The organism is Jeotgalibaca sp. PTS2502 (assembly GCF_001975685.1).
GTDB lineage: Bacteria > Bacillota > Bacilli > Lactobacillales > Aerococcaceae > Jeotgalibaca > Jeotgalibaca arthritidis.
Map to the genome: position 1 here is coordinate 436,262 of NZ_CP019433.1, position 23,990 is coordinate 460,251.

The following is a 23,990-nucleotide window of genomic DNA, read 5'->3' on the forward strand; positions in this document are numbered from 1 at the left end:
GTAGAATCGGCGTTTTCTTTAATAGTAATGCCTATTTGAAGTTTGGCTCAATTTTGAGCAGAAGTATCTTTTTTTCAAAATTGAAATAAAGTAGGGTGAATGTTTCAAAAGGGAGGCAGCTGAAATTAGGCTGACTGGTTTACTTAGCAGGACGTGGTAACGAGAAAGTGTGGGAGTATTTTTCATTTTAGAAATCAGATGTATTTATATAACAAAAATGCTCTCATTAGTATTTTTATTTGGTATACTGAGAATTAAAAGGGAAGAGGTGTAGCTATATTGAGTAAAGTGTTTAATTTGGTAGAAGATAGTAAAGAAGATGAAAGAGTGTCAAATGACCAGCTTTTTAATATTAGTTCCTGGGGAGCAGACTTATCTTTTCGAGAAATATTGATGATGTATGAAGAGGATGAGCTAGTAAAACCAGAGCTGCAAAGGAATTATGTTTGGACAAAACTTGAGGCTAGTAGATTTATTGACTCTATTTTATTAGGATTACCAGTGCCTAGTATTTTTTTTGCTAAGATGGAAAATGAACAAAAATTAATTATTGATGGTTATCAGAGAATAATGACAGTTAACGATTTTGTTCGTGGCATTTTTAGTGGAAATGATCAATCATTCAAGCTATCAAATACGGAAGCTATTAACAAACGATGGAGGAATAAAACATTTGCGGAACTGACTATCGCTGAAAAAACAAGAATACGAGCAACTACGATACACGCAATCATATTTGAACAACGTGAACCGGATGATAACAGTGGAATGTATCAAATTTTTGAAAGAATTAACACAGGTGGAAAAACGTTGAAATCACAAGAAATTAGAAATTGTATTTATCAAGGAGATATGAATCAATTATTGATAGAGCTTAATGAGCTACCTACCTGGAGAAATCTCTTACAAAGTGATAAATTCGATTCTAGAATGCTAGATATAGAACTGGTATTAAGGTTTTTTTCTATGAATTATTTGTATAATCACCTTCCTGAAACACATTCGATAAATTTAACTAATTACATGAATGATGTTATGTTTAGTAAAAAAACAATGGACGGGAAAGAGAAAGAAAAGCTACAATTTACTTTTGAAAGAACGTTAGAGAAAGTATTTGAGTTATTTGGGGACAAAGCATTTCGAAAACCTAGTAATAATAATAGAAAAAGTAAAGTAAATCCAGTACTGTTTGATGCTGTTTCAGTGGCAACTGTCAAGGCTCTCGAAAATAATTTATCATTTCCCATTCAAAAAGAAATAATAGAAAGATACAACAATCTTTTCGAGAATGAAGAGTTTGTTGGTATGATTTCAAATCGAACGACTAATATTGAAAATATCATTGGTAGGATAGACTATATCTACAATGACGTTTATGGTGGTTAGTTTGTTATGGGAAAAAATATAAAAGAAGAAGAGATGTATAATTTAGATGTGGAAAGTAATTTACAAGAAGCTTTATCAGAATTAACTGCAATCAAAAATATTATTGATAAAAATAAGTTAGGCTCATCAGTTCCTTATCTAGTTAATTACGCAGTGATTAGATCTAGCGGTTGCTTGGAGAGATGTTACAAGCAATTGGTTTTTGATTTTCTACAAGTAGATCAGAAACATCAATTAAATAAGTATCTAAAGAATAATGTGTTAGAATCGTCATCTAATCCGAATACCGGAAATATTTTAAAGACACTCCAAGGTTTGGACGGTCAATGGTCTGAGAAATTTAGCAAACATATTACTGAGATTAGTTCTACTGATGGGCATAAATCTAATTTAAATAATTTAGTTCAGTCTAGAAATGATTTTGCGCATGGTGTTAATTTATCTAACTTTAAAATAGATACAATAATAAAAAATCTAGAATCAGGTATTTATATTTTAAGAATTCTTGATTGTGTATTGAATGATACTGAGGTAATTTATTGATATCAGGTTTTAAAAATGCATATAAAACTATCGACAAAGTAAACTATAATTCTACCGGCGTGGTGGATTTAATTTGTCTGTGCAAAGGTCTGTGTATATCTGTATACCTATATGAATCTACTTGATTACGAACTTGCTATAAAGCTGATTGTACCAAGCTAAATGAAGTTAAATAAACCTACTGAAATACCATAAATCGTATGGAAGGGTCTGTGGGGTAAACTATTATATACAGGTCGGGAACGTTGATATTACAACGTTTCCGATTTTTTTATAGCAATAAAATTCTAAAATGAATTACCATTTGAATTACCCCTGTATGAGGTGCTAAAAATTGATGTAATTCGCAAATTTATCCGCTACTTCTTCTTCTGCTTTTTTGGTAACATGAGATTGAAACAATGAATATAAGGAATATTAACTCCAAAAAATGAAAAATAGCTAACTTACTTAGAAAACATTATAAAAAAGAGTGGATAGAGTGAAAATTGGAGAGTAGATAGTATTTTATCTTTTTAATCATCTCAGAGAATAGAAGGTGGAATTATGAATAAAATAATTAAACAGAAAATTAAAGAAGTTGAAGAAAGAGAAAAGGTTAAAGTTATCCTAGCGGTTGAGTCGGGTAGCAGAGCATGGGGCTTTGAGTCAAAAGATAGTGACTATGACGTGAGATTCATCTATCTACGAGAAAAAGATGATTATTTGAAATTGGAAGGTCTAAGAGATGTTATAGAGTGGCAACTTGATGAAACATTAGCCATTAACGGGTGGGATATTCAAAAGGCTTTGAGATTACTGTATAAATCGAATCCTACATTATTTGAGTGGTGCTCATCCCCAATCGTTTATTATGAAACGTCTGAGGCTGATGAGTTAAGAAAGCTATTAACATCTTACTTTTCTGATAAGAAGCTACTTTATCATTATTGGAATATGGCGAGAACTAACTATCGTGAATATTTGAAGAACGATAAAGTAAAGGCTAAAAAATATTTTTACGTATTAAGACCAATTTTAGCTGCTAACTGGGTTCTAGAACATAATAACAATCCACCTATGGAGTTTGAAAAATTAATTGAAGATCAATTAAGCTCTGATCTAAAGCCTATTGTATATGACCTTTTAGAAAAGAAGAAATCAATTAACGAGCTAGATTTAGTGGATAGAATAGATGTCTTAAATCAATATATCGAAGAGAATATTGATAATCTAGAAGAGAAGGCTCAAAGTTTACTAGATAAAAATGATATCAATTGGGAGCCGCTGAATGAGTTTTTCTTGAAACTATTAGGTGAGTAGTTTTTATAATTCACCATAGTAGAGAATTTAGTAATATGGCAAATAAAAAACGATTAAGAATGCTAGCAAACAAAACAGGTAATTACTTTATATTTTTTTTCGTATAGATGTCCTAAGCGTAGAAAAATTATAAAATTAACCAAATAAAATATTCTTTTATCATCTATTATTATTTTTGTTTGATATAATTTATTTTATATAAATTATAATTGAGGCGGTATCGAATGTTTTCAATATACATGAATGAACAGGATAAAACGAATCAAATAACAGACTGGAGACTCTCGAGTAAAGGAAACCAATTGATGGTGACCGTAGATTTCCCCTCAGGTAAATCATTTACACAACCGTTAGACTTATGTAAGATTACACCGCAAAATGAAATAGAGGCAGGACTTTTATCTAGCGAAGAAAACATCTATCATCAAATAGATAAAGCGACTGAATATGGTGATAAATATCTTGTTGTAAACTATCCAAATGATCCAAAAAAGTATGTTATGAAGTCGGAGAACGTAAATATTATTGAGAATTCTAGCTTGAAAAACGAAAATATATTTTCTTATTTTACTAAAATTGTGAAAGAGCGTGTTAATCAGGCTAGTCCAAAGAATAAACCTATGGCCGAAAATATAGAGAGACAATTGAATAAAGTTATTCCTTATAAAGGAACTGCTCTACATGCTTATTGTTATGGTAAGAACGAAATTAGAGATTCTTTGGAGCATTATATTTTTCCGTTTGGTTTAAATGAGAGTCAATTGGAAGCAGTTGAAAATGCTTTTTCTTCCCAAATTAGCATTATTGAAGGCCCTCCTGGTACTGGAAAAACACAAACTATTTTGAACATCATTGCAAATATTTTAGTGAATAAAAAAACAGTGGCGATTGTATCAAATAACAATCCAGCAGTTGAAAATGTATATGAAAAGATGAAAAAAAAAGAATTAGATTACCTTGTTGCCAAACTAGGGAGTTCAAATAATAAAACAGAATTCTTTTCAGCATTGAAGGAAGTGCCACTTTATAATTCGGATTCTGAAGCTATTAGTATAGAGGAAATTGACGAGATTTTGGTAAAGGTGAGAACAGGCCTAACTACACAAAATATAGTGGCACAATTGATAGCAGAAATCAGTGAGCTATCTATTGAGAAAAAACACCTAGAAGAATGGTATGAGGAAAATGAACGTGGAAGTTTAATGAATGTTGGCAGATACAAATTGAGTCCAGAGAAAACTTCTGATTTACTTGCCTATATGAACTTCCTTTCTCCAAAAAAACTTTCTTTCAAAGAGAGGGTTCGTTTGTTATTAGATTTTCGAATATTTAGAACTAAGTTTTTAGATATTTATACTGAACGAATAAATTTTATGTATTCTTTACAGTGTTATTATTATGAAATAAAGCTACAACAAAAAGAGCAGCAATTAGAAAAGTATAAGAATGATTTGAAGAAAGATAACTTCAAACAATTATTAGAAGACTTAACTGACAAATCAATGCAATATCTTAATCAAGAATTATCCAAGACAATTCCATTGAATTCGAGTTTTACCAGCGATAATTACAAAAAGGATTTCTCTAATTTTATCAAGCGATTTCCTGTAATTGGTAGTAGCACACATTCGATTATTAATTCAATAGCGGATGGAGCTGTATTGGACTATGTCATTATTGATGAAGCATCTCAACAAGACATTGTTCCAGGTATTTTAAGTTTGGGATGTGCAAAAAATATTATTGTTGTGGGTGATCGTAAGCAACTTCCACATATACCAGAAAAAACAGACATTGCGGTTCCTTCTAAATATTATGATTGTACAAAGTATAGTTTGTTAGATTCATTTGTTAAGTTATTTAATGATCAAGTTCCAATAACCTTATTGAAAGAACATTACCGTTGTCATCCCAAAATCATCCAGTTTTGTAATCAGCAATTTTATAATAATAAACTAATACCGATGACTATAGATGAAGGAGAATCTTCGATTCAGCTTATTACCACATCTAAAGGAAATCATGCCCGAAAACGAACTAATTTGAGGGAAATCGAGTCTCTAATTGAAGTTGGTGGGTCTGATGAAATAGATATTGGTTTTATTGCACCCTATAATAATCAAGTCAACTTGGCAGGAGCTTATTTACCAGAAAAGTATGCTAGAGCGACTATTCATAAATTTCAAGGAAGAGAATGCAAAGAGATTATTTTTTCAACAGTATTGGATAAGAAAGAAAATAATCAAAACTCTATTAATTTTGTAGATGATCCCCATCTAGTTAATGTAGCCGTTTCAAGAGCGATTAATAAGTTCACTTTAGTAACTGGCGATGATGTATTTACAAGGAACAATCGAAGCTTAGCGGCTTTAGTTAGGTATATTAAATACTATGCTCCTGATGACCATGTTCATGATAGTCCTGTAATTTCAGCTTTTGATTTATTGTATAATGAGTACGATCGTTCTCTAGAAAAATTAAATGATAGATTGAATTTAAAAGATTCATATTTTAAATCTGAGCGGATTATGGCTGCCGTATTAAAGGACATTTTAAAGAAAGAAGAATTTATGTCTTTAAAATTTCATATGCAGATTGATTTAATTCAGATTGTCTCAGTTAAGAATAATTTATTTAATGAAAGAGAATTAGAATTTATGAAACAAAAAGCAAGTTGTGATTTTGTCATTTATTATAAGGTCGGGAAGAATCCAATGGGTGTCATTGAAATTGATGGTAGTAGTCATGAAAATAGGGTGCAGCAAGAGCGAGATGTACTAAAAAATGCTATTTTGCAGAAAACAGACATTCCTTTGCTTAGACTTAAGACAGTTGAGGGTAATATTGAGAAAAAAACATTATCATTTTTAAACGAGTGCATTATTAAGAGTCATGTCAATGAGAATTAAGGAAGTTAATTTTGGAGTTTTTTTACCTTTGCTTCTTTATTCAGAGCTTCAAGTGACTTTTTGCTCTCGAACCTCTGGATTTATCAAGAATAAAGAGGTTCAAACGTCTTTTCACTCCCGAACCTCTGGATTTATCAAAAAAATAGAGGTTCAAGCGACTTTCCACGCCTGAACCTCTTAATTTTTCCAAAATAAAGAGCTTCACTCCGATTTTTAACCTCGAACCTCTCAAACAGCGCAACCAAACCAAAAAGTTCTAACCTTCACAAACTGCGTTGCAAAATCCCGACAACTCCTATACACTTAATGTATCAAGATAAAAGGAGGAATCGCTATGAAAGGCTGGCAATTTGTAGGAACAAACGAACCGTTAGAACTGATTGAAAAGGCTGATCCAGTTGTTGAAGCTGGTAAGGTTGTAATAGATGTCAAGGTTGCAGGTTTGTGTCACTCTGATGTGGGTGTGTTGAGAGATCCAGGTTGGTTAGAATTACTTGGTGATTTACCGATTATTATGGGACATGAGGTAGCAGATGTTATTTCTGAAATAGGTGAAGGGGTTAGCGACTTTAAGGTAGGTGACAAGGTAGCGGTTTGCCCGACTGGCCCTAGTAAAACGACACCGGGTTATCATTATGACGGTGGATTTGGCACCAAAGTATTGGCGCCGGCAGAGGATTTAATTTTGATTCCAGATGGGGTGTCTTTTGCTCAAGCGGCAGCTGGAACGGATGCTGGGATGACGTCTTACCACGCAACCTTTACAAAGGGTGGCGTTGAAGCGGGCATGACTGTTGGGATGATTGGGATTGGCGGTCTGGGACAGATTGCGCTGGAAGCAGCTCTGGCTAAAGGAGCGAAGGTTTATGCTATCGATACGAATCCAAATGCAAGAGCTTTGGCAGAGGAATTAGGCGCGACTGGTGTGTTCGAAAATGTGAAAGATATTTCAAAGTATCAGCCAGATGTAATTATTGACTTCGCTGGCTTTGATATTACGACTCGAGAAGCACTAGAAGCAGTTGGCTTCCAAGGTAAAGTGGTGCTCGTCGGCATGGGTAAATTAGAAACGACCATTAATGTGACATCTATGATTACTAAACAAGCAACACTAATCGGCAGTAATGGTGGAACGAAGGAAGATATTATTGCGGTCTACGATATGATTGCTAAAGGACAGCTCCATCCAAAAATAACAGAGATCACATTAGATGAAATTCCAGAAGGGATTCAGTTGTTAGAAGATAATAAAGTGACAGGTCGTTTGGTTGCAGTAATTGATCGTTAGAAGTAAGACATTTTGCCTACTTTCTTTGAAATTCTGTTATCGGTATCAAATGCGATAAGACTGGGAAAATTAGACAAACTGTCTTTTTTTAACTGAAATTCCTATTGTCTAATTTAATGAATAGTGATATTCTTCATATATAGCGAAAGCGCTTGCTCATCGATGATTACTGGTTTTGTTGCCTTCATCGTTTTGCGAGTTATTTCTACTTGCTTAGTGTAATCGTTTTCCAAGCGGGTGCTCTGCTACTAAGGAGGGGTGGAAAGGGCAATAATTTCATTATCAAGAACAAGCTTTTATTTTTTTATATGAGCAAGGAAAAAATTAAGCGAATTGAGGAGATTAATATGAAAAAATCTTTACTTTCTTTATTATCAATGATGAGTGCAGCGACGTTATTGGCAGCATGTGGTGGATCTGATCCTGACGCAAGTTCAGGAAATGACGGTGGCGAAACAGCCGATGCAGGGACTGTTTACTATCTAAACTTTAAACCTGAAATTGCAGATGCGATTGAAGACTTAGCAGAAGCTTATACAGAAGAAACAGGCATTGAAGTGAAAATGGTAACGGCAGCGAGTGGTACCTATGAGCAAACCTTGAAAACGGAAATCACCAAATCAGCACCGCCAACTGTGTTCTTTATTAATGGACCAATTGGCTACAATAATTGGAAAGACTACACATTAGACTTAAGTAAAACAGACTTATACAGCTGGCTAGTTGATAAAGACTTAGCCATTACAGAAGATTTGAGTGTCTACGGCTTACCAATTACGGTAGAAGGCTATGGTATTATTTACAACAATGCAATTATGGAAACATACTTTGCTTCAGCAAATAAGAAAACAGACTATACATCAGTTGATGACATTAATAATTTTGATGCATTAAAAGCGGTTGTAGAAGATATGACAGCCTTGAAAGATGAATTAGGTATTGAAGGGGTATTCTCTTCAACATCTCTAGCATCTGGTGAGCAATGGCGCTTCCAAACTCACTTAGCTAACTTACCGATTTACTATGAATACAAAGATAAAGATGTTGATAGCTTAAGTGAAATTGATTTTACCCACTCAAAAGAGTACCAAAACATTTTTGATTTATACTTGAACAATTCAACAACAGCACCTGGATTGCTAGGAAGCAAAACAACGACTGATTCAATGACTGAATTTGCTTTAGGAAAATCAGCAATGGTTCAAAACGGGAACTGGGGCTGGGGCCAAATTAGTGGTACGGAAGGGAACGTTGTAAACGAAGAAGATGTTAACTTTATGCCAATCTATATTGGGGCTGAAGGTGAAGAGAGTCAAGGGCTAGCGATTGGGACAGAAAACTTCTTAGCAATCAACAGCCAAGCCGCTGAAGAAGATATTCAAGCCTCAATTGACTTTGTTGAATGGATGTACAGCTCAGAAACAGGTAAGGATTATGTGATTAATGAATTTGGGTTCATTCCAACCTTTAACAGCTTTACTGAAGATGAATTCCCAACTGATCCATTAGCACAAGATGTCCTTGCTTCAATGAATGATGAAATGCAATACAGTGTACCGTGGTCATTTACAACATTCCCAAGTGAACAGTTCAAGGATGATTTCGGTAGCGCATTATTAATGTATGCACAAGAGCAAGCAACATGGGACGAAGTAACAGAGACTGTTATCGAGTCATGGGCTCGTGAAGCATCCTTAACACAATAATGATACTGAATAGATTAGTCTTCTTAGAGTCTCTAAGAAGACTAATCTCATTATTTTTACGAAGATTGTACATCAATCAAACATACTAAAGTAACAATGATTTTTTTGAATAGGAGGTCATGGTTTTGCACAAATCACTAAAGAAATATTTTCCCATATTCGTTTTACCGACACTGGTCGCCTTCGTTATTGCCTTTTTAATTCCATTTGTATTGGGTGTTTATCTATCATTCACTGAATTTAATACAATCGTCGATGCAGCTTGGGTTGGCTTTGAAAACTATAAGAAAGCTTTTGCGGACCCTGGTTTTATGAGTGCCTTGTGGTTTACAGTGAAGTTTACAATCGTCTCTGTCATGACGATTAATGTGATCGCCTTTTTCTTAGCCTTGCTACTGACAGGCGCAATTAAAGGAACGAAATTATTTAGAACGGTCTTTTTCATGCCCAATTTAATTGGTGGTATTGTACTGGGCTATGTGTGGTTAGCTATTATAAACTCTATTCTTTATAACTTCGGCGTAACGATTACCTATAGTCCTGAATATGGCTTTTGGGGCTTGGTTATCTTGATGAATTGGCAATTAATAGGCTACATGATGGTCATTTATATTTCTGGTATTCAAAATATTCCAAATGACCTTTACGAAGCAGCCCGAATTGATGGGGCGAACAAACTACAAATTCTAAAAGACGTGACTATTCCCTTAGTCATTCCATCCGCAACAATTTGTTTATTCTTAACCTTAACTAACTCATTTAAACTATTTGATCAAAACTTGGCATTAACAAATGGTGCGCCCGCAGAAACAACAAATATGTTGGCGTTGAATATTTATAAGACATTTTACGGTCGTATGGGCTGGGAAGGTGTTGGACAAGCCAAGGCGGTTATTTTCTTCATCATCGTTGGGATTATCGCCATTACCCAAGTTTACTTAACACGTAGTAAGGAGGTAGAAAACTAATGAATACATCATCCAAAAAATTCAGCGATAAGGTCTGGTTCATTATTGTGTTGGCACTAGCGATTCTATTTTTAGCGCCTATTTTCCTTATCTTAATTAATTCCTTCAAGGGAAAACTGTTCATTAGTGAAGATCTGTTCTCGCTACCGAATGCAACAACCTTTGTTGGCTTAGAAAACTATACACGTGGGATTAGCACCGTAAACTTCTGGCAGGCCTTTATGTATTCTATTTTTATTACGGTATTCTCAGTTGGAACGATTGTCTTATTGACATCCATGACAGCTTGGTTTATTGTCCGTGTTAAGAATAAATTCACTTCATCTTTATATTATCTGTTTGTTTTCTCGATGATTGTACCTTTTCAAATGGTGATGTTTACACTCACATGGTTTGCCAACCAGTTAAGTTTAGACAATCCAATAGGCATTATTTTCATCTATCTTGGTTTCGGTTCGGGTTTATCCGTCTTTGTTTTCACAGGATTTATTAAATCCGTCCCCAAAGAAATTGAAGAGGCGGCTATTATTGATGGCTGTGGACCGATACGCACCTTCTTCTTAGTTGTCCTGCCGATTTTGAAACCAACTGTTATTACGGTAGCTATTTTAAATGCCATGTGGATTTGGAATGACTACTTATTACCATACTTGTTGCTAGGAACGGAATACAAGACCATTCCAATCGCCATTCAATACCTACAAGGCTCATACGGCAATACCGACTATGGTTCTCTCATGGCACTGCTTGTTCTAGCGATTATTCCAGTGGTAGTTTTCTATCTAGCCATGCAAAAGCACATCATCAAGAGTATTACCTCAGGGGCAGTCAAAGGGTAATTAGCCTTTGACTAGTCTTTTATCTTTTCTTTCCAAAGTGATGTAATAGAGAAGACAAATAAGAAACGGGGCGTGATGATGTATCAAGCAAATGAAAACCGTTATAAGAATATGAGTTATCGTCAAGTGGGTAAGTCTGGTTTGAAATTACCGGCAATTTCACTAGGCTTATGGCATAACTTTGGCGATGTTGATTCACTCGAAAACCAACGTGCTATTTTAAGAACGGCCTTCGATAATGGCGTTACCCACTTTGATTTAGCTAATAACTACGGTCCACCAGCTGGGTCGGCTGAAACAAACTTTGGTCGTTTGTTTAAGGAAGATTTTAAAACTTATCGTGACGAGCTCATTATTTCGTCTAAGGCAGGTTATTATATGTGGCCAGGTCCTTATGGTGAGTGGGGGTCTAAAAAGAGTATTATCGCTAGCTGTAATCAAAGTTTACAGCGGATGGGATTAGACTATGTGGATATTTTCTACCACCATCGTCCAGATCCCAACACGCCAATTATTGAAACAGCTCAAGCACTTGATTTATTGGTTAAACAAGGAAAAGCCTTGTATATTGGGGTTTCAAATTATTCGCCTGAACAAACAGCAGAGATTTCGAAATGGTTTAAAGAATGGCATACGCCATTTATTATCCATCAACCTGCTTATAATATGTTTAATCGTTGGATTGAAGACGGCTTAACAGATGTATTAGCCGAAGAAGAATTGGGTGCGATTGTCTTTAGTCCATTGGCACAAGGGTTATTAACCAACCGCTATTTAAATGGTATTCCGGAAGGTTCTCGTGCGCATCGTTCAGATAGCCCATTCTTGTCAGCAGAAAATGTCGATAACACCATCAATACGGTTCGCCAATTAAACGCGGTCGCAGAGAAACGTGGTCAAACATTGGCTGAAATGGCTCTAGCTTGGAACTTGCGTCAGCCTGTGGTTTCAAGTGTATTAATTGGGGCATCGCGTGTCAGCCAATTGGAGGACAACTTAAAAGCCCTTCAAAATCTTGATTTCTCAGCAGAAGAATTAGCAGAGATTGATCGTATATTAGCAAAATAAAGACTAAAAAAGGAGCAGGGGAATCATTTCCCTGCTCCTTTTAGCTCGTTTAATCGGTTAGTGTTTCGAGGATCGTTTTGACCGTAACGGTACCATAAAACAAATTGTTTTCTGTGATAATCACTCGCTCATAGACTTTATGGTTTGAGCGAGCCATGGCTAAATGTGAAACCGTATTGATAGGTGTATAGCGGTCCACAGATAAGAATTGCTTAGTCATCACATTCGCAATTTTTGTAGAGGGTTGGTTTTCTTCTTCCATCCATTCTAAAACAGTCTTTTGACTAATCAACCCAACCGGTCGCTTGTCTTTGACAACTGCTAAGGCTAAACATTCCGGATCGTTCATAAAATAAGTATAGACCTCACCGATCGTATCATCCGGTGAAAAGACATCTGTTTGAGTAGATAGACTGTCAATCGTCTGTTTATGCTGTTGACTCAGCTGCGATTTCTCGTTAAGCGTTTCAATTGTTTTAATGACAGTTGGTGGGATAGCTTGAATAGCCGTTTCAGGTTTTTGGAAATAATGACCTTGGCCGTAGTGAACACCTAATTTAATGATCGCTTCAAGTTCGGGATAGGTTTCAATGCCTTCCGCAATTAATTTAACATTTGAAACTTTAGAAAATTCAACCATTCCTTTAACGAGAGCCCTCTTGATATTACTCAAATGAATATTGCGAATCAAATTCATATCCAACTTAATGTAGTTGGGGTCAACATCACTAATCAGATTAAGGCCGCAGTGGCCAGCGCCAGTGTCATCAATTGCGATTTTATAATCTTGATTTTTATAATGTTCAATCGTCGCTTTAAAGCCACTCATATCATCAATAACCGTTCGTTCTGTTATCTCGAAAATGATATGAGTAGGAGAGATACCATACTGCTCTAAAAACGATTTAGAAAAACTCTCTTCTAAAGAATAGTTCGTCATAATATTAGGATTAATATTTACAAATATTTTCTTATTAAAATCAGGTGTTATAAAGGTTTGAACAGCCTCAAAAGCTCTTGTTCGACACAATAAGTCTAGTGGCCATAATAAGTCATATTGGTTAGCAGCCACAAATAATTGCTCTGTATTCTCAAACGCACTTTCGCCAACAATCCTGCTCAGTGCTTCATAGCCCAAAATATCACCATTTTCTAGCGATACTATTGGCTGAAAGACATTCCGTATTCGTTTTTCTTCGATAATACTTTTTAAGGATTCCTCTTGGCTAATCATTTCACACCTCCATCTTAAAAGAGTTGGTTCCTTTATAGTTTATTATAGTATATTTATCGGCTAAGTATACTATTTTTGTTGTGAATTTATCTGAATAAATATATTTTGGAATTAAGGGCTTATATTTCAGTACGAAAGTCTAATTTTAAAGGTGAATGGTCTAAATATGATGGTATATCTTTTTATAAATGAATTATAATAGGGTGTAAGCGTTTTATATGAAAGGAGTCTGCTATGACCACTTATACCTATACTAATCCGATTATTAAAGGGTTTAACCCTGACCCCAGTATTTGTCGTGTTGGGGATGATTTTTATTTAGCAACGAGTACCTTTGAATTTTCCCCGGGATTACCTGTTTATCACAGTAAAAATTTAATTGATTGGGAGCTGGTTAGTCACGGCCTATCACGACCAGAACAAATGACCTTATCACGTAAAATTCCGAGTGCGTTTGGTCTTTATGCGCCAACCATTCGGGAGATTAACGGCCGTTTTTATATGGTTTGTAGCAATGTTGCCGATGATAATTTTGCTCAAGGGAACTTTTTGATTTGGACGGACGATATTAGCGGTGAATGGTCTGATCCGATTTGGCTAGACACACCGGGAATTGACCCGTCACTTTTTGTGGATGACGATGGTACTGTTTATTATTCGGGTACGCATAAAGATATTTATGTGCGCCAATTAGGGGGAGTGTCACATGATTCATCAAACAATTGATTCATTTTATGAGAAAAGCTCTGCACGTTTAACGACCTATATTATTGAAAATTCGCCTGAGATTGATGTAAATCGTAAACGGCCGGCGATTATAATTTGTCCCGGTGGCGGCTATGAATTTTTATCCGATCGAGAGGCAGAGCCAATCGCAGTGAAGATGATGAGCTACGGTTATCAGGCGTTTGTGCTAGAATACAGCGTAAAACCGGCAGTTTATCCAACAGCTCTTGAAGAATTAGCCAGTGCCGTACGATTAGTCCGTCAAAATAGTGACGACTGGCACGTTGATCCAGAGCAAATTATTGTAGCTGGCTTTTCAGCTGGTGGTCATTTAGCTGCTAGCTTAGGTGTCTTGTGGCAAGACGACCATTTAGTGCAAGCATTAGGTGGAAAGAAAGAAGACTGGCAACCAAATGGCTTATTGCTAGCTTATCCTGTCTTATCAAGTGGCGAATTTGCCCATGAAGGATCCTTTAAGGCTTTGCTGGCAGACAATTATGCCAGCTTAAAAGACGAGCTATCTCTGGAGAAACGGGTGAGTGCATTAACGCCACCAACATTCTTGTGGCACACGCTAGAAGACGGTCTTGTACCAGCAGAAAATAGTTTGCTTTTTGCAGATGCTTTGCGAAAAGCGGGTGTCCCTTACGAATTACATATCTTCCCTAAAGGAGGCCACGGATTGAGTTTAGCGACACATGAAACAGGCGGCAGAGGCGATTACGAGCGTGACGAAGCCGTTGCCGTTTGGCCGCAACTCTTTGCAACTTGGGTTAAACATAACGTTAGTTAAATAGAATAAAGAGGTTCAGAGCCTAAATGCTGTTCGAACCTCTGAATTACTTAAAAATAAAGAGGTTCAGAGCCTAAAAGTCGCCCGAACCTCTGAATTACTTAAGAATAAAGAGGTTCAGAGCTAAAAAGTCGTCCGAAGCTCTGAATTACTTAAAAATAAAGAGGTTCAGAGCCTAAAAGCAGCCCGAAGCTCTGAATCACTTAAAAATAAAGAGGTTCAGAGCCTAAAAGCAGCCCGAAGCTCTGAATCACTTAAAAATAAATGTAAAGAACAGTTATAAAATGTAGGAAAATGACAATGTAAAATTGTTGGTTTTCCTACATTTTTTATATACTCTTCTTATCCCCTATAGAATTGGAGTGGAATAGGAATGAGAAGAGATATCAGAGAAGGAGTGAAAAAACATATGATTGATGGCATAAAGCCCAATTATACTGCGTTAGCGGAACAATACGGATGTGACTATCGTACGGTTAAAGCAGCGTTACAAGGTAATAAACCTAAAACAAGGAGGACATATCCGAGTAAATTAGATTCATTCAAACAAATCATAGATATTAAGTTAGAAGATCAATGTACCGCTAAAAGTATCTTCAAATTCATACAAAAGAAAGGGTTCGATGGGAGTTACAGTCTTGTTAGAGACTATTGCCGTGGAGTGAAAAAAGAACGGATACAGAAAGCAACGGTACGCGTCGAATATACGCCTGGTCTTTCAGCACAAATCGATTGGAAAGAAGAAATGCGACTGATAAGCAGTCAGGGAGAAGTCTTCCGCTTTAATATTTTTCTTTATATATTGCCCTACTCAAAGAAGAAATTTATTACGCTTACCTTTGATCGTAAACAAGATACATTGTTTGAGTGCATGAATGATGCCTTTTATCACACCGGTGGTGTTCCAGAAGAAATATGGTTCGATAATATGAAAACTGTCGTCGACCGATCACGAACTCAATTCTCTCAGGTTCATTTAAATGATCGTTTCTATTCTTTTAGTAAAGATGCAGGGTTCAGAACAATGGTCTGTCGCCCTTTTCGCCCCCAAACAAAAGGTAGCGTAGAAGCTCTCGCTAGAACAATGGACCGGTTACGGGTTTACAATCATGAATTTTATGATTCGACAGATCTCATTCGAATCGTTGACGAACTTTGTGATGAATTAAATTCGGAAGTGTCTCAAGCAACGGATGAGATTCCTGATATACTTTGGAAAATTAATGAAAAAGAGCACCTGCATAAGCTAAAAGATGACTTGTTAAATCCTTATTTTGAAGACTCTATTCGCCGTAAAGTCACAAAGGAAGCAATGGTCATTTTCCGCAAATGTAGGTACTCTGTAGACCCTCGCTATATCGGAAAAGAAGTTGACTTGGATCTTTCCGAAAACGAAGAGCACGTGCACATTTATTATAACGGAGAACAGATTCGTTCGCACCCACTTACCACAAAAAGATTGAACTATAACCAAGAAGATTTGGTTCAGATACTTAAATCAGATGTCATGAGCCACAAAGAAGAAGATGACATCCAAGAACATATTAAACGAAGTTTAAAGCAATATGATTTACTGGAGGTGCCTTCGAATGAGCAGTAACTATCAAAAGCTATTAAATAATCTAGAGGCCTTGAATTTAAAACATATGAGAGAATATGTGCCAAACTATGTTGAAATTGCCAATCGGGATGAGCTTTCTTTAACAGAAGCTCTTCTAGAATTAACTAATCAAGAATTAGATTTTCAAACGAATCAGACTGTGGAACGTGTCATCCAGCGCGCACACTTTCCCAAACGGACATCACTTGAAGAATTTGATTTCAACTTTCAACCAAGCGTTAACAAAAAAGAGATTCTAGACTTGAAACATATGGCTTTTATGGAGAAAAAAGAAAACTTAGTTTTCATTGGAAACCCTGGTGTAGGGAAAACACACCTTGTCATCGCATTAGGCATTGAAGCATGTCATCAAGGCTACCGTACACTGTTTATCAGTTGTCATGAATTACTTTTACGTCTTCGTTCTGCCTTTGAAAAAGGGACCGTCGATCGTGTTCTGAAACGATATGCCAAATATGATCTTTTGATCATTGATGAAATAGGTTATTTACCAATTCAAAAAGTTGAAGCTAACCTCTTCTTTCAACTATTAACGATGCGTTACGAAAAAAAATCAACAATGATTACGACAAATATTATCTTATCTCGATGGGGGGAGCTATTTCAGAATTCTGAAATAGCCGCCGCCATTCTTGATCGTCTGGTTCACCATGTTAAAGTCTTCAAGATTACTGGAAAATCATATCGTATGAAAGGGAAAATATAAATGGACTTCTAAATTAGACTGTCAAAAACCTACATTTTTATTCTGTCATAAACCTACAATTTTATACTGTCCTTGACAAAATAAAGAGGTTCAGAGCCTAAAAGTCGCCCGAAGCTCTGAATCACTTAAAAATAAAGAGGTTCAGAGCCTAAAAGTCGCCCGAAGCTCTGAATTACTTAAAAATAAAGAGGTTCAGAGGCTAAAAGTCGCCCGAACCTCTGGATTACTCAAAAATAAAGAGGTTCAAGCCATTAAAAGCGCTCGAACCTCTTTGTTTTTATTATCTCCGCTCAAAGTCTAAGTACCTGCTACCTTGATAAGATAATTTGCCGCTATCACCCTCAGCTAATTGCCCGTATTCTTTGCCACTTATTCGAAATTCAAGGCGCTGGCTGCCGTCGAATTGAAAGGTCACATAATAAGTCGTCGAAGTCGACGGATGATTGTGATGGATGCCTCCTGGACCATGATGAACATTGTTGTGCCGCTTAATATCTGCCCGTTTTGACGTGACGCGCGCCTCCACAGACCGAATCGGTGACTGATTATTGCTATTCCATGTTATGATGCCTCTGACCGCTTGGAAAATAATAGTGCCAATTACCATGATAAAGATGATCGGGATGAATGATTCAACTAGAAAAAACATGCCAACACTCCTTTATTTGCTCAATCGTTATCGTTACTTCCATTATACCCTTTAGAAAAGCCATTAAGCAATCGCATGATAGTATCATTAAAAGTGTTCTTTTTCTCGAACGTTACTGTTATACTAATTCAGCGATGAAAAAGAAAGTAGGACATTATGGAAAACAAAACATTTGAATCATTCGGTCTAAGCAATGAAATCCTGACAGCTCTAGCTAGCTTGCGCTACCGCAAACCAACAGCTGTCCAAGAAGAAGTGCTGGCACCAGCCTTAACTAAAAAAGATATTATGGCTCAGTCACAAACTGGTAGTGGGAAAACAGCTGCCTTTGGTATTCCCCTATGCGAACAAATTATCTGGGAAGAAAATAAGCCACAAGCTTTAATTATTGTACCGACACGTGAATTAGCGCTACAAATTAAAGAAGAACTAACGAACATCGGCCGCCTAAAACGTATTAAAGTGACAGCCGTTTTTGGGAAGTCTCCCTTTAAAATCCAAAAATCAGAGCTCAAACAAAAGAGTCATATTGTTGTTGGAACACCGGGGCGTTTACTTGAGCACTTGCAAGAAGGTACTTTGAAAGTTGATAAAGTAAACAGCCTTGTACTGGATGAAGCCGATGAAATGCTAAATATGGGCTTTATTGATCAAGTAGAAGCGATTATTGACTATTTACCAACCGACCGCCAAACCATGCTGTTTTCAGCAACCATGCCATCTGAAGTAGAGCGATTAGCTGAGTTCTATATGAAATCTGACCGTCTAGCATTGTCATTAGAATCAAAGCAAACAAAACCAGCTATTCAGCAATCGTTTATTAAAGTGGGAGACATGGATAAGCCACAACTCTTACTTAATTTACTAACGATTGAAAACCCTGATGCGAGTATTATTTTTTGTAATACAAAAGGGGCCGTTGACGACTTAGTGACCTTCTTAAGCAAAGAGGGCATAACTGTTGATAAATTACATGGTGGCATGGATCAAGATGATCGCCTAGCTGTCATGAGTGATTTCCGATTAGGGAAATTACGTTACCTCGTAGCGACAGATGTGGCTGCACGAGGAATTGACGTAGATACTGTTACACACGTCATTAACTATGATGTTCCTTTTGAAAAAGAAAGCTTCACTCATCGAACAGGGCGTACAGGCCGTGCCGGTCGAAAAGGCCTAGCCCTAACCATGGTGTCCGACAAAGACACTTACCAATGGCAAACGGTTCGTGATTATGCCTTTGACGAAACGGATGAGCTGACGGAAGTCTTTCCGCCGAGCCAACGCCTTGTATCGCGTATGCAAGCTGCCTTTGAAACGAAAAGCCAAAGTCGCCTGACACCAAAAGCTCCACGTAACAAAGACCTCAACAAAGGCATTACCAAAGTTTATTTTAATGGTGGAAAAAAGAAAAAATTACGTGCCATTGACTTTGTAGGGACTCTGACGAATATTAAGGGTGTGGATGCGGACGATATTGGCATTATTACCATTCAAGAAAATGTGACTTATATCGAAATTCTAAATGGCAAGGGAAGCTTCGTCATTTCAGAAATGCAAGATAGAACGATTAAAGGTAAACAATTAAAAGTAAGAAAAGCTCGTAAATAACCAATAAGCGCCAAGTTAAGAAATCACTTCTTAGCTGGGCGCTTTTTCTTATAGTGCGCTCCATTTTTGACTCTCTACTAAACAGGCATGCCTGATTTCATCAAAATGGATTTTTTCTTGGTTAATATAAATACCCATAGCATCAGCGCCTTTAAGATAGCCAACCACATCATCAAAATAATTGCCTTCATTGTCAACTGCTTCCAGTTGGATAGCGACTTGCTTGTTTTTGAGCCTCGCTTCTTCCAAAACTTGACCAATATCGTAGAGATCCATTTGTGGTTTTTGTCTATTGATGCTTAACTGCGCTGCAGCATATTTTTCCTGCTCTAACGAATGTTCAGATAGGTAAAATCCTGCCCATTTTTTCATACCACGATCGCGATAGTGGTCATTTAAATACTTACTCATCACTGAATACCCTCCATTCCGCCAGCATGGCCACCAACTAAGCTACTTCGATGAATGGCAGTTGCGCCATCCAGTAAACTGCTAGCGTGTACAAGTGACTGAAAGCCATACTTTTCTCTAATTTTATCTACCAAATAATCGAGTTGTTCTTCGGCGATTTGCTTTTCTGGGTCCTCAAATAGATCTAATTGAATATCAGAACTATAGCTTAGTTTAGAATAGGAAATTCCAATTCGCCTCACCGCTTGTCCACCATAATAGTTGTCAAACAGTTCTAAACAATAAGCAACCAATTTTTTAGAATGAGAAGTAGGTGGTATTTTGAGTTGACGAGAGAAACCTTCTGCCATTTCATATTTAGAGTAACCAACATACAAACTCACACATCCCGTTTGGCAGTGTCGCCTACGAATCCGAGCCGCAACTTGTTCAGCCATTTCACGAATGACAAGTTTAATTTCATGTCGGTAAAGGTAGTCTTTGGGCAAAATTTGCGAATTACCATAACTTTTCTCCAGAGGCTTATAGCGCTCGCGAATATTGCTACGATCAATTCCCCATGCGTTGGCAAACAACTGCTCCCCAATGATACCCATCTTTTCTTTTAACTGATAAAAGTCACTATGAGCCAGGTCGTAAACCGTGTGAATGCCCATTTTATTGAGCTTTAGTGCTGTTCGACTGCCGATTCCCCACATATCGCTCAAGTCATTTATTTTCCAGATTTTATTGGGAACATCTTGATAGCGCCATTCCGCAATAAAGTCGCGGTTATGCTTTGCCTCAATATCTAGCGCTAACTTAGCTAGTAACATATTATCGCCAATCCCAACGGTGACATACAGGCCAGTTTGCTGATAAACCTGTTTTTGAATCGTTCGGGCCATATCGTAAGCTGTTTTTTCCTTGAATAATGCTAGACTAGGGCGAATCGATAGAAAGGACTCATCAATGCTGTAAATATATAAATCTTCATCGCTGACAAAATGACGGTAGATTTGGTTAATCTCATTATTTTTCTCAATATAACGTGTCATTCGAGGTGGAACAACAATCAGATCAGGATGGGGCGGTATATCGTATTTGCGCGTCACATTGTTAATTCCGAGAATTTCTTTAGACTTGGGAGAGGCAGCTAAGACAATGCCACCATCGTTTTCAGCATTACTCATCACGACTAGTAAAGCTCTTAGCGGATGATAACCACGATCCACACACTCAACAGAAGCGAAAAATGATTTCACATCGATACACAAAATATCGTCGCTCCTCTCAGACGAATAATCGAACATCACCATCAATCCTCCTTTACCCATATTATAAGAACATACGTTCGATTTGTAAAGGGGAACAAAGAGGAAAGTTTTGCTAGAAGACTTTCGCTTGTTCACAGCGTAAGTTATAATGAAAGTTATATAACTACAACATATTGAAATTAAAGGAGCATGGTATAATAATGCAGGAGCAACAATCAAAAACACTTTATCAAGCGCTATGGAATAGTGCTGATATTTTGCGTTCAAAAATGGGAGCAGGTGAGTATAAGGACTATCTACTAGGACTTATTTTTTATAAATATTTATCAGATCGTATGCTTTATCACGCGGCTGACCTGTTAGAAAAAGAGGTTAATAATTTAGATGAGGCTCAACAAGTATATGTAGACGCCTTTAATGACCCAGAAGATAAAGACGATCTGATTGATACTTTAAAATATGATTATTCATATGCTTTAGAACCAGAATTGACTTTTACTGCTATTGTTCAAAGAGTTAATAAAGGTAAATTCCAATTGGAAGAGCTTGTTCAGGGGTTTAGAAATATTGAACAAAGCGATGAATTGTTTGAAAATCTTTTTGAAGACGTGGACTTATATTCTAAAAAATTAGGTGCAACTCCTCAAAAGCAAAATCAGACCATATCAGCTGTTATTAAAGAGCTAGCTAGTCTTGAGCTTGCTCATCAAGGTGATGCATTAGGCGATGCTTATGAATATTTAATTAGTCAATTCGCCTCTGATTCTGGTAAAAAAGCAGGTGAATTCTATACACCACAGTCTGTTTCAACATTGATGACACAAATTGTATTGTTAGGAAAAGAGAATCAAAAAGGATTTAGTGTATACGACCCTACGATGGGATCAGGTTCACTATTATTGAATGTAAAAAAATTATCCAACCAACCAGGAACGGTAAATTATTTTGGACAAGAATTAAACACGACTACCTATAATTTAGCTCGTATGAATATGATTCTGCATGGAGTAGACGTTGCTAATCAACATTTACATAATGCAGATACATTGGATGCTGACTGGCCAACAGAAGAACCAACAAACTTTGATGGTGTATTAATGAATCCGCCATATAGTGCAAAGTGGTCTGCAGATAAAGGATTTTTGGATGATGCTCGTTTCTCTATGTATGGCGTTTTAGCACCAAAATCAAAAGCTGATTTTGCATTTTTACTTCATGGCTATTATCACTTAAAAGATACGGGTGTTATGGCTATTGTTCTACCACATGGTGTTTTATTTAGGGGAGCAGCTGAAGGTAAGATTCGTCAAAGTTTATTAGAAAATGGCGCAATCGATACAGTTATAGGTTTGCCAGCAAATATCTTCTTTAGTACAAGCATTCCAACAACTGTTATTATTCTTAAAAAGAATAGAGAGAGTAAAGACGTTCTTTTTATTGATGCATCAAACGACTTTACTAAAGCTAAAAATCAAAACAATCTAGAAGAAGAGCATATACAGAAAATACTAGAAACTTATAAAAATAGAAGTCATGTAGAGAAGTATGCCCATCTTGCAACATTTGAAGAGATTGTAGAGAATGACTACAATTTAAATATCCCTCGCTATGTTGATACTTTTGAAGAGGAGGAACCAATCTCCTTAAAAGAAGTTTCAAAAGAATTAGCTGATATTGATAGACAAATTGCCGAGACAAATGCAGAACTTGCTAAAATGGCTCAAGAATTAACAGCAGCAACACCTGAGGCACAAGAAGAATTAGACTACTTTATTAACTTTTTAACAAGTATCGATTCAAAAGGTGGTGCTTTCAGTGACTAAAAAAGCGCCAGAAATCAGATTTAAAGGGTTTGAAGACGATTGGGAACAGCGTAAGTTGGGAGATGAGTCAATTATAGTTGCTGGTGGTGATATTGATAAACAAAAAATATCTGATGTAGGAAAGTATCCAGTATTAGCAAATGCATTAACCAATGATGGTATCGTAGGATATTACAAAGAAGAATATCGTGTCGAAGCTCCAGCTGTAACTGTAACGGGTCGTGGGGATGTGGGGCATGCACGAGCTAGAAAAGTTAATTTTACGCCAGTAGTTCGTTTATTAGCAGTTAAATCTGAACATGAAGTTGTTTTCCTTGAGAATGCAATTAACAATCATAGCGTGCTAGTGGAATCTACTGGTGTTCCGCAATTGACTTCACCACAGCTCGGAAACTATAAAATATACTTCCCTTCTTTTGATGAAGAAAGAAAGATAGGTGAGATTTTTAGTAACTTCGACCACTTCATCACTCTTCATCAGCGTCAGTCAAATCAATTAGAATTGATAAAACAGGCATTATTACAGAAGCTATTTCCCAAAGCGGGTGAAACCATTCCTGAACTAAGGCTTAGGGGCTTTAATGAACCTTTGGGACAGGAGAAGTTTGAAAAGGTGCTTAAAATACACCCTTTCCGTCAGTACTTGGCTGAATCTGTTGAAAATGGCAGGTATGAAATTGTTCAGCAAGGAGATAACCCTATTATTGGTTACGCAAATGGCGTACCTTTTCAAAATTTTGATGGTGTGACATTATTTGGCGATCATACGGTTTCTTTATATAAACCATCAAAACCTTTCTTTATAGCCACTGATGGAGTAAAAATTTTAAGTGGCGAAGATTTTAACGGAAAATACTTATATACAATGTTAGAGCGCTTTAAGCCTAAATCTCAAGGTTATAAAAGACATTTATCAATCCTTAAAAGTGAGGTAATCTATTATACTAAAAACAGTACTGAACAGGTGAAGATTGGAGAATTGTTTAGTCAATTCGATCGCATTATTACTCTTAATCAAAATAAAATAAAAAAATTGACAAAAATAAAAAAATCTCTCCTGCAAAAAATGTTCATTTGATTTTTATATTTACTCTTATTCTCCTAATATGTGTTTAGGTGTTTTACACCTAGATACTATTAGGAGGTTTTTT

Annotated in this window: 20 protein-coding genes; 16 read left to right on the plus strand and 4 right to left on the minus strand. The window is 36.5% G+C overall.

Translation table 11 applies throughout. The features are described from left to right. Positions 1–288 precede the first annotated feature (288 nt). The 9 genes from BW721_RS02145 (at position 289) to mgrA (ending at position 12,009) form a co-directional block, all read left to right on the plus strand. Positions 289–1,386, plus strand: a complete 1,098-nt coding sequence (locus BW721_RS02145) for a DUF262 domain-containing protein (protein WP_083686895.1) — start codon at positions 289–291, stop codon at positions 1,384–1,386. A gap of 6 nt (positions 1,387–1,392) precedes the next feature. Next, entirely contained in the window at positions 1,393–1,929 is a 537-nt protein-coding gene (locus BW721_RS02150) for a HEPN domain-containing protein (protein ID WP_076765701.1), read from the plus strand. A gap of 546 nt (positions 1,930–2,475) precedes the next feature. After that, the gene (locus tag BW721_RS02155) at positions 2,476–3,231 is read left to right on the plus strand and encodes a nucleotidyltransferase domain-containing protein (protein ID WP_076765704.1); all 756 of its coding nucleotides are present in this window, start codon (positions 2,476–2,478) and stop codon (positions 3,229–3,231) included. A gap of 224 nt (positions 3,232–3,455) precedes the next feature. Next, positions 3,456–6,140, plus strand: a complete 2,685-nt coding sequence (locus tag BW721_RS02160) for an AAA domain-containing protein (RefSeq protein WP_076765706.1) — start codon at positions 3,456–3,458, stop codon at positions 6,138–6,140. A 334-nt stretch (positions 6,141–6,474) separates the two neighbouring features. Beyond that, on the plus strand, positions 6,475–7,428 hold the full coding sequence (locus BW721_RS02170; protein WP_076765710.1) for a zinc-binding dehydrogenase: 954 nt from the start codon (positions 6,475–6,477) through the stop codon (positions 7,426–7,428). Positions 7,429–7,775: 347 nt separating this feature from the next. Beyond that, positions 7,776–9,134: an ABC transporter substrate-binding protein gene (locus tag BW721_RS02175; RefSeq protein WP_232222934.1), complete on the plus strand. Its 1,359-nt coding sequence runs from the start codon at positions 7,776–7,778 to the stop codon at positions 9,132–9,134. Positions 9,135–9,253: 119 nt separating this feature from the next. Continuing rightward, positions 9,254–10,102 carry a carbohydrate ABC transporter permease gene (locus tag BW721_RS02180; RefSeq protein ID WP_198031394.1) on the plus strand — a complete coding sequence of 283 codons (849 nt, stop codon included), beginning with the start codon at positions 9,254–9,256 and terminating at the stop codon, positions 10,100–10,102. After that, entirely contained in the window at positions 10,102–10,941 is an 840-nt protein-coding gene (locus BW721_RS02185) for a carbohydrate ABC transporter permease (RefSeq protein ID WP_076765714.1), read from the plus strand. Before BW721_RS02180 ends, BW721_RS02185 begins: the two co-directional genes overlap by 1 nt. A 78-nt stretch (positions 10,942–11,019) precedes the next feature. Then, positions 11,020–12,009, plus strand: coding sequence for an L-glyceraldehyde 3-phosphate reductase (mgrA, locus tag BW721_RS02190; RefSeq protein ID WP_076765715.1), 990 nt, complete (start codon positions 11,020–11,022; stop codon positions 12,007–12,009). A gap of 49 nt (positions 12,010–12,058) precedes the next feature. Here mgrA and BW721_RS02195 read toward each other — a convergent pair whose 3' ends face one another. After that, positions 12,059–13,243, minus strand: a complete 1,185-nt coding sequence (locus BW721_RS02195; RefSeq protein WP_076765717.1) for an EAL domain-containing protein — start codon at positions 13,241–13,243, stop codon at positions 12,059–12,061. Positions 13,244–13,477: 234 nt separating this feature from the next. Between BW721_RS02195 and BW721_RS02200 the strand changes: the two genes are divergently transcribed. From BW721_RS02200 to istB, 4 genes are all read left to right on the plus strand, one after another. After that, on the plus strand, positions 13,478–13,969 hold the full coding sequence (locus BW721_RS02200; protein WP_083686758.1) for a family 43 glycosylhydrolase: 492 nt from the start codon (positions 13,478–13,480) through the stop codon (positions 13,967–13,969). After that, complete coding sequence (locus tag BW721_RS02205) at positions 13,950–14,762, plus strand: alpha/beta hydrolase (RefSeq protein ID WP_076765719.1); 813 nt, start codon at positions 13,950–13,952, stop codon at positions 14,760–14,762. The genes BW721_RS02200 and BW721_RS02205 overlap by 20 nt, the downstream gene beginning before the upstream one ends. 373 nt (positions 14,763–15,135) lie before the next feature. Further along, positions 15,136–16,362, plus strand: a complete 1,227-nt coding sequence (istA, locus tag BW721_RS02210; RefSeq protein WP_076765721.1) for an IS21 family transposase — start codon at positions 15,136–15,138, stop codon at positions 16,360–16,362. Beyond that, entirely contained in the window at positions 16,352–17,089 is a 738-nt protein-coding gene (gene istB, locus BW721_RS02215) for an IS21-like element helper ATPase IstB (protein ID WP_072693368.1), read from the plus strand. The genes istA and istB overlap by 11 nt, the downstream gene beginning before the upstream one ends. A gap of 280 nt (positions 17,090–17,369) precedes the next feature. Here the strand turns inward: istB and BW721_RS02220 are convergent, their stop codons facing one another. Further along, positions 17,370–17,738 carry a DUF2500 domain-containing protein gene (locus BW721_RS02220; protein ID WP_076765722.1) on the minus strand — a complete coding sequence of 123 codons (369 nt, stop codon included), beginning with the start codon at positions 17,736–17,738 and terminating at the stop codon, positions 17,370–17,372. Between the two features lie 156 nt (positions 17,739–17,894). Between BW721_RS02220 and BW721_RS02225 the strand changes: the two genes are divergently transcribed. Continuing rightward, positions 17,895–19,349, plus strand: coding sequence for a DEAD/DEAH box helicase (locus BW721_RS02225; RefSeq protein WP_076765724.1), 1,455 nt, complete (start codon positions 17,895–17,897; stop codon positions 19,347–19,349). A gap of 48 nt (positions 19,350–19,397) precedes the next feature. Here BW721_RS02225 and BW721_RS02230 read toward each other — a convergent pair whose 3' ends face one another. Together BW721_RS02230 and BW721_RS02235 are read right to left on the minus strand one after the other, a co-directional pair. Then, complete coding sequence (locus BW721_RS02230) at positions 19,398–19,760, minus strand: hypothetical protein (RefSeq protein ID WP_076765725.1); 363 nt, start codon at positions 19,758–19,760, stop codon at positions 19,398–19,400. Next, a complete protein-coding gene (locus tag BW721_RS02235; protein WP_232222935.1) occupies positions 19,760–21,061 on the minus strand; it encodes a Y-family DNA polymerase in 1,302 nt (433 codons plus the stop codon). The genes BW721_RS02230 and BW721_RS02235 overlap by 1 nt, the downstream gene beginning before the upstream one ends. 155 nt (positions 21,062–21,216) lie before the next feature. On the opposite strand from BW721_RS02235, the gene BW721_RS02240 reads away from it, so the two are divergent. Both BW721_RS02240 and BW721_RS02245 read left to right on the plus strand, forming a co-directional pair. Further along, positions 21,217–22,839, plus strand: coding sequence for a type I restriction-modification system subunit M (locus BW721_RS02240; protein ID WP_076765727.1), 1,623 nt, complete (start codon positions 21,217–21,219; stop codon positions 22,837–22,839). Next, positions 22,832–23,917 (plus strand): restriction endonuclease subunit S, encoded by a 1,086-nt coding sequence (locus tag BW721_RS02245; RefSeq protein WP_076765729.1) that lies wholly within the window; start codon positions 22,832–22,834, stop codon positions 23,915–23,917. The genes BW721_RS02240 and BW721_RS02245 overlap by 8 nt, the downstream gene beginning before the upstream one ends. Positions 23,918–23,990 lie beyond the last annotated feature (73 nt).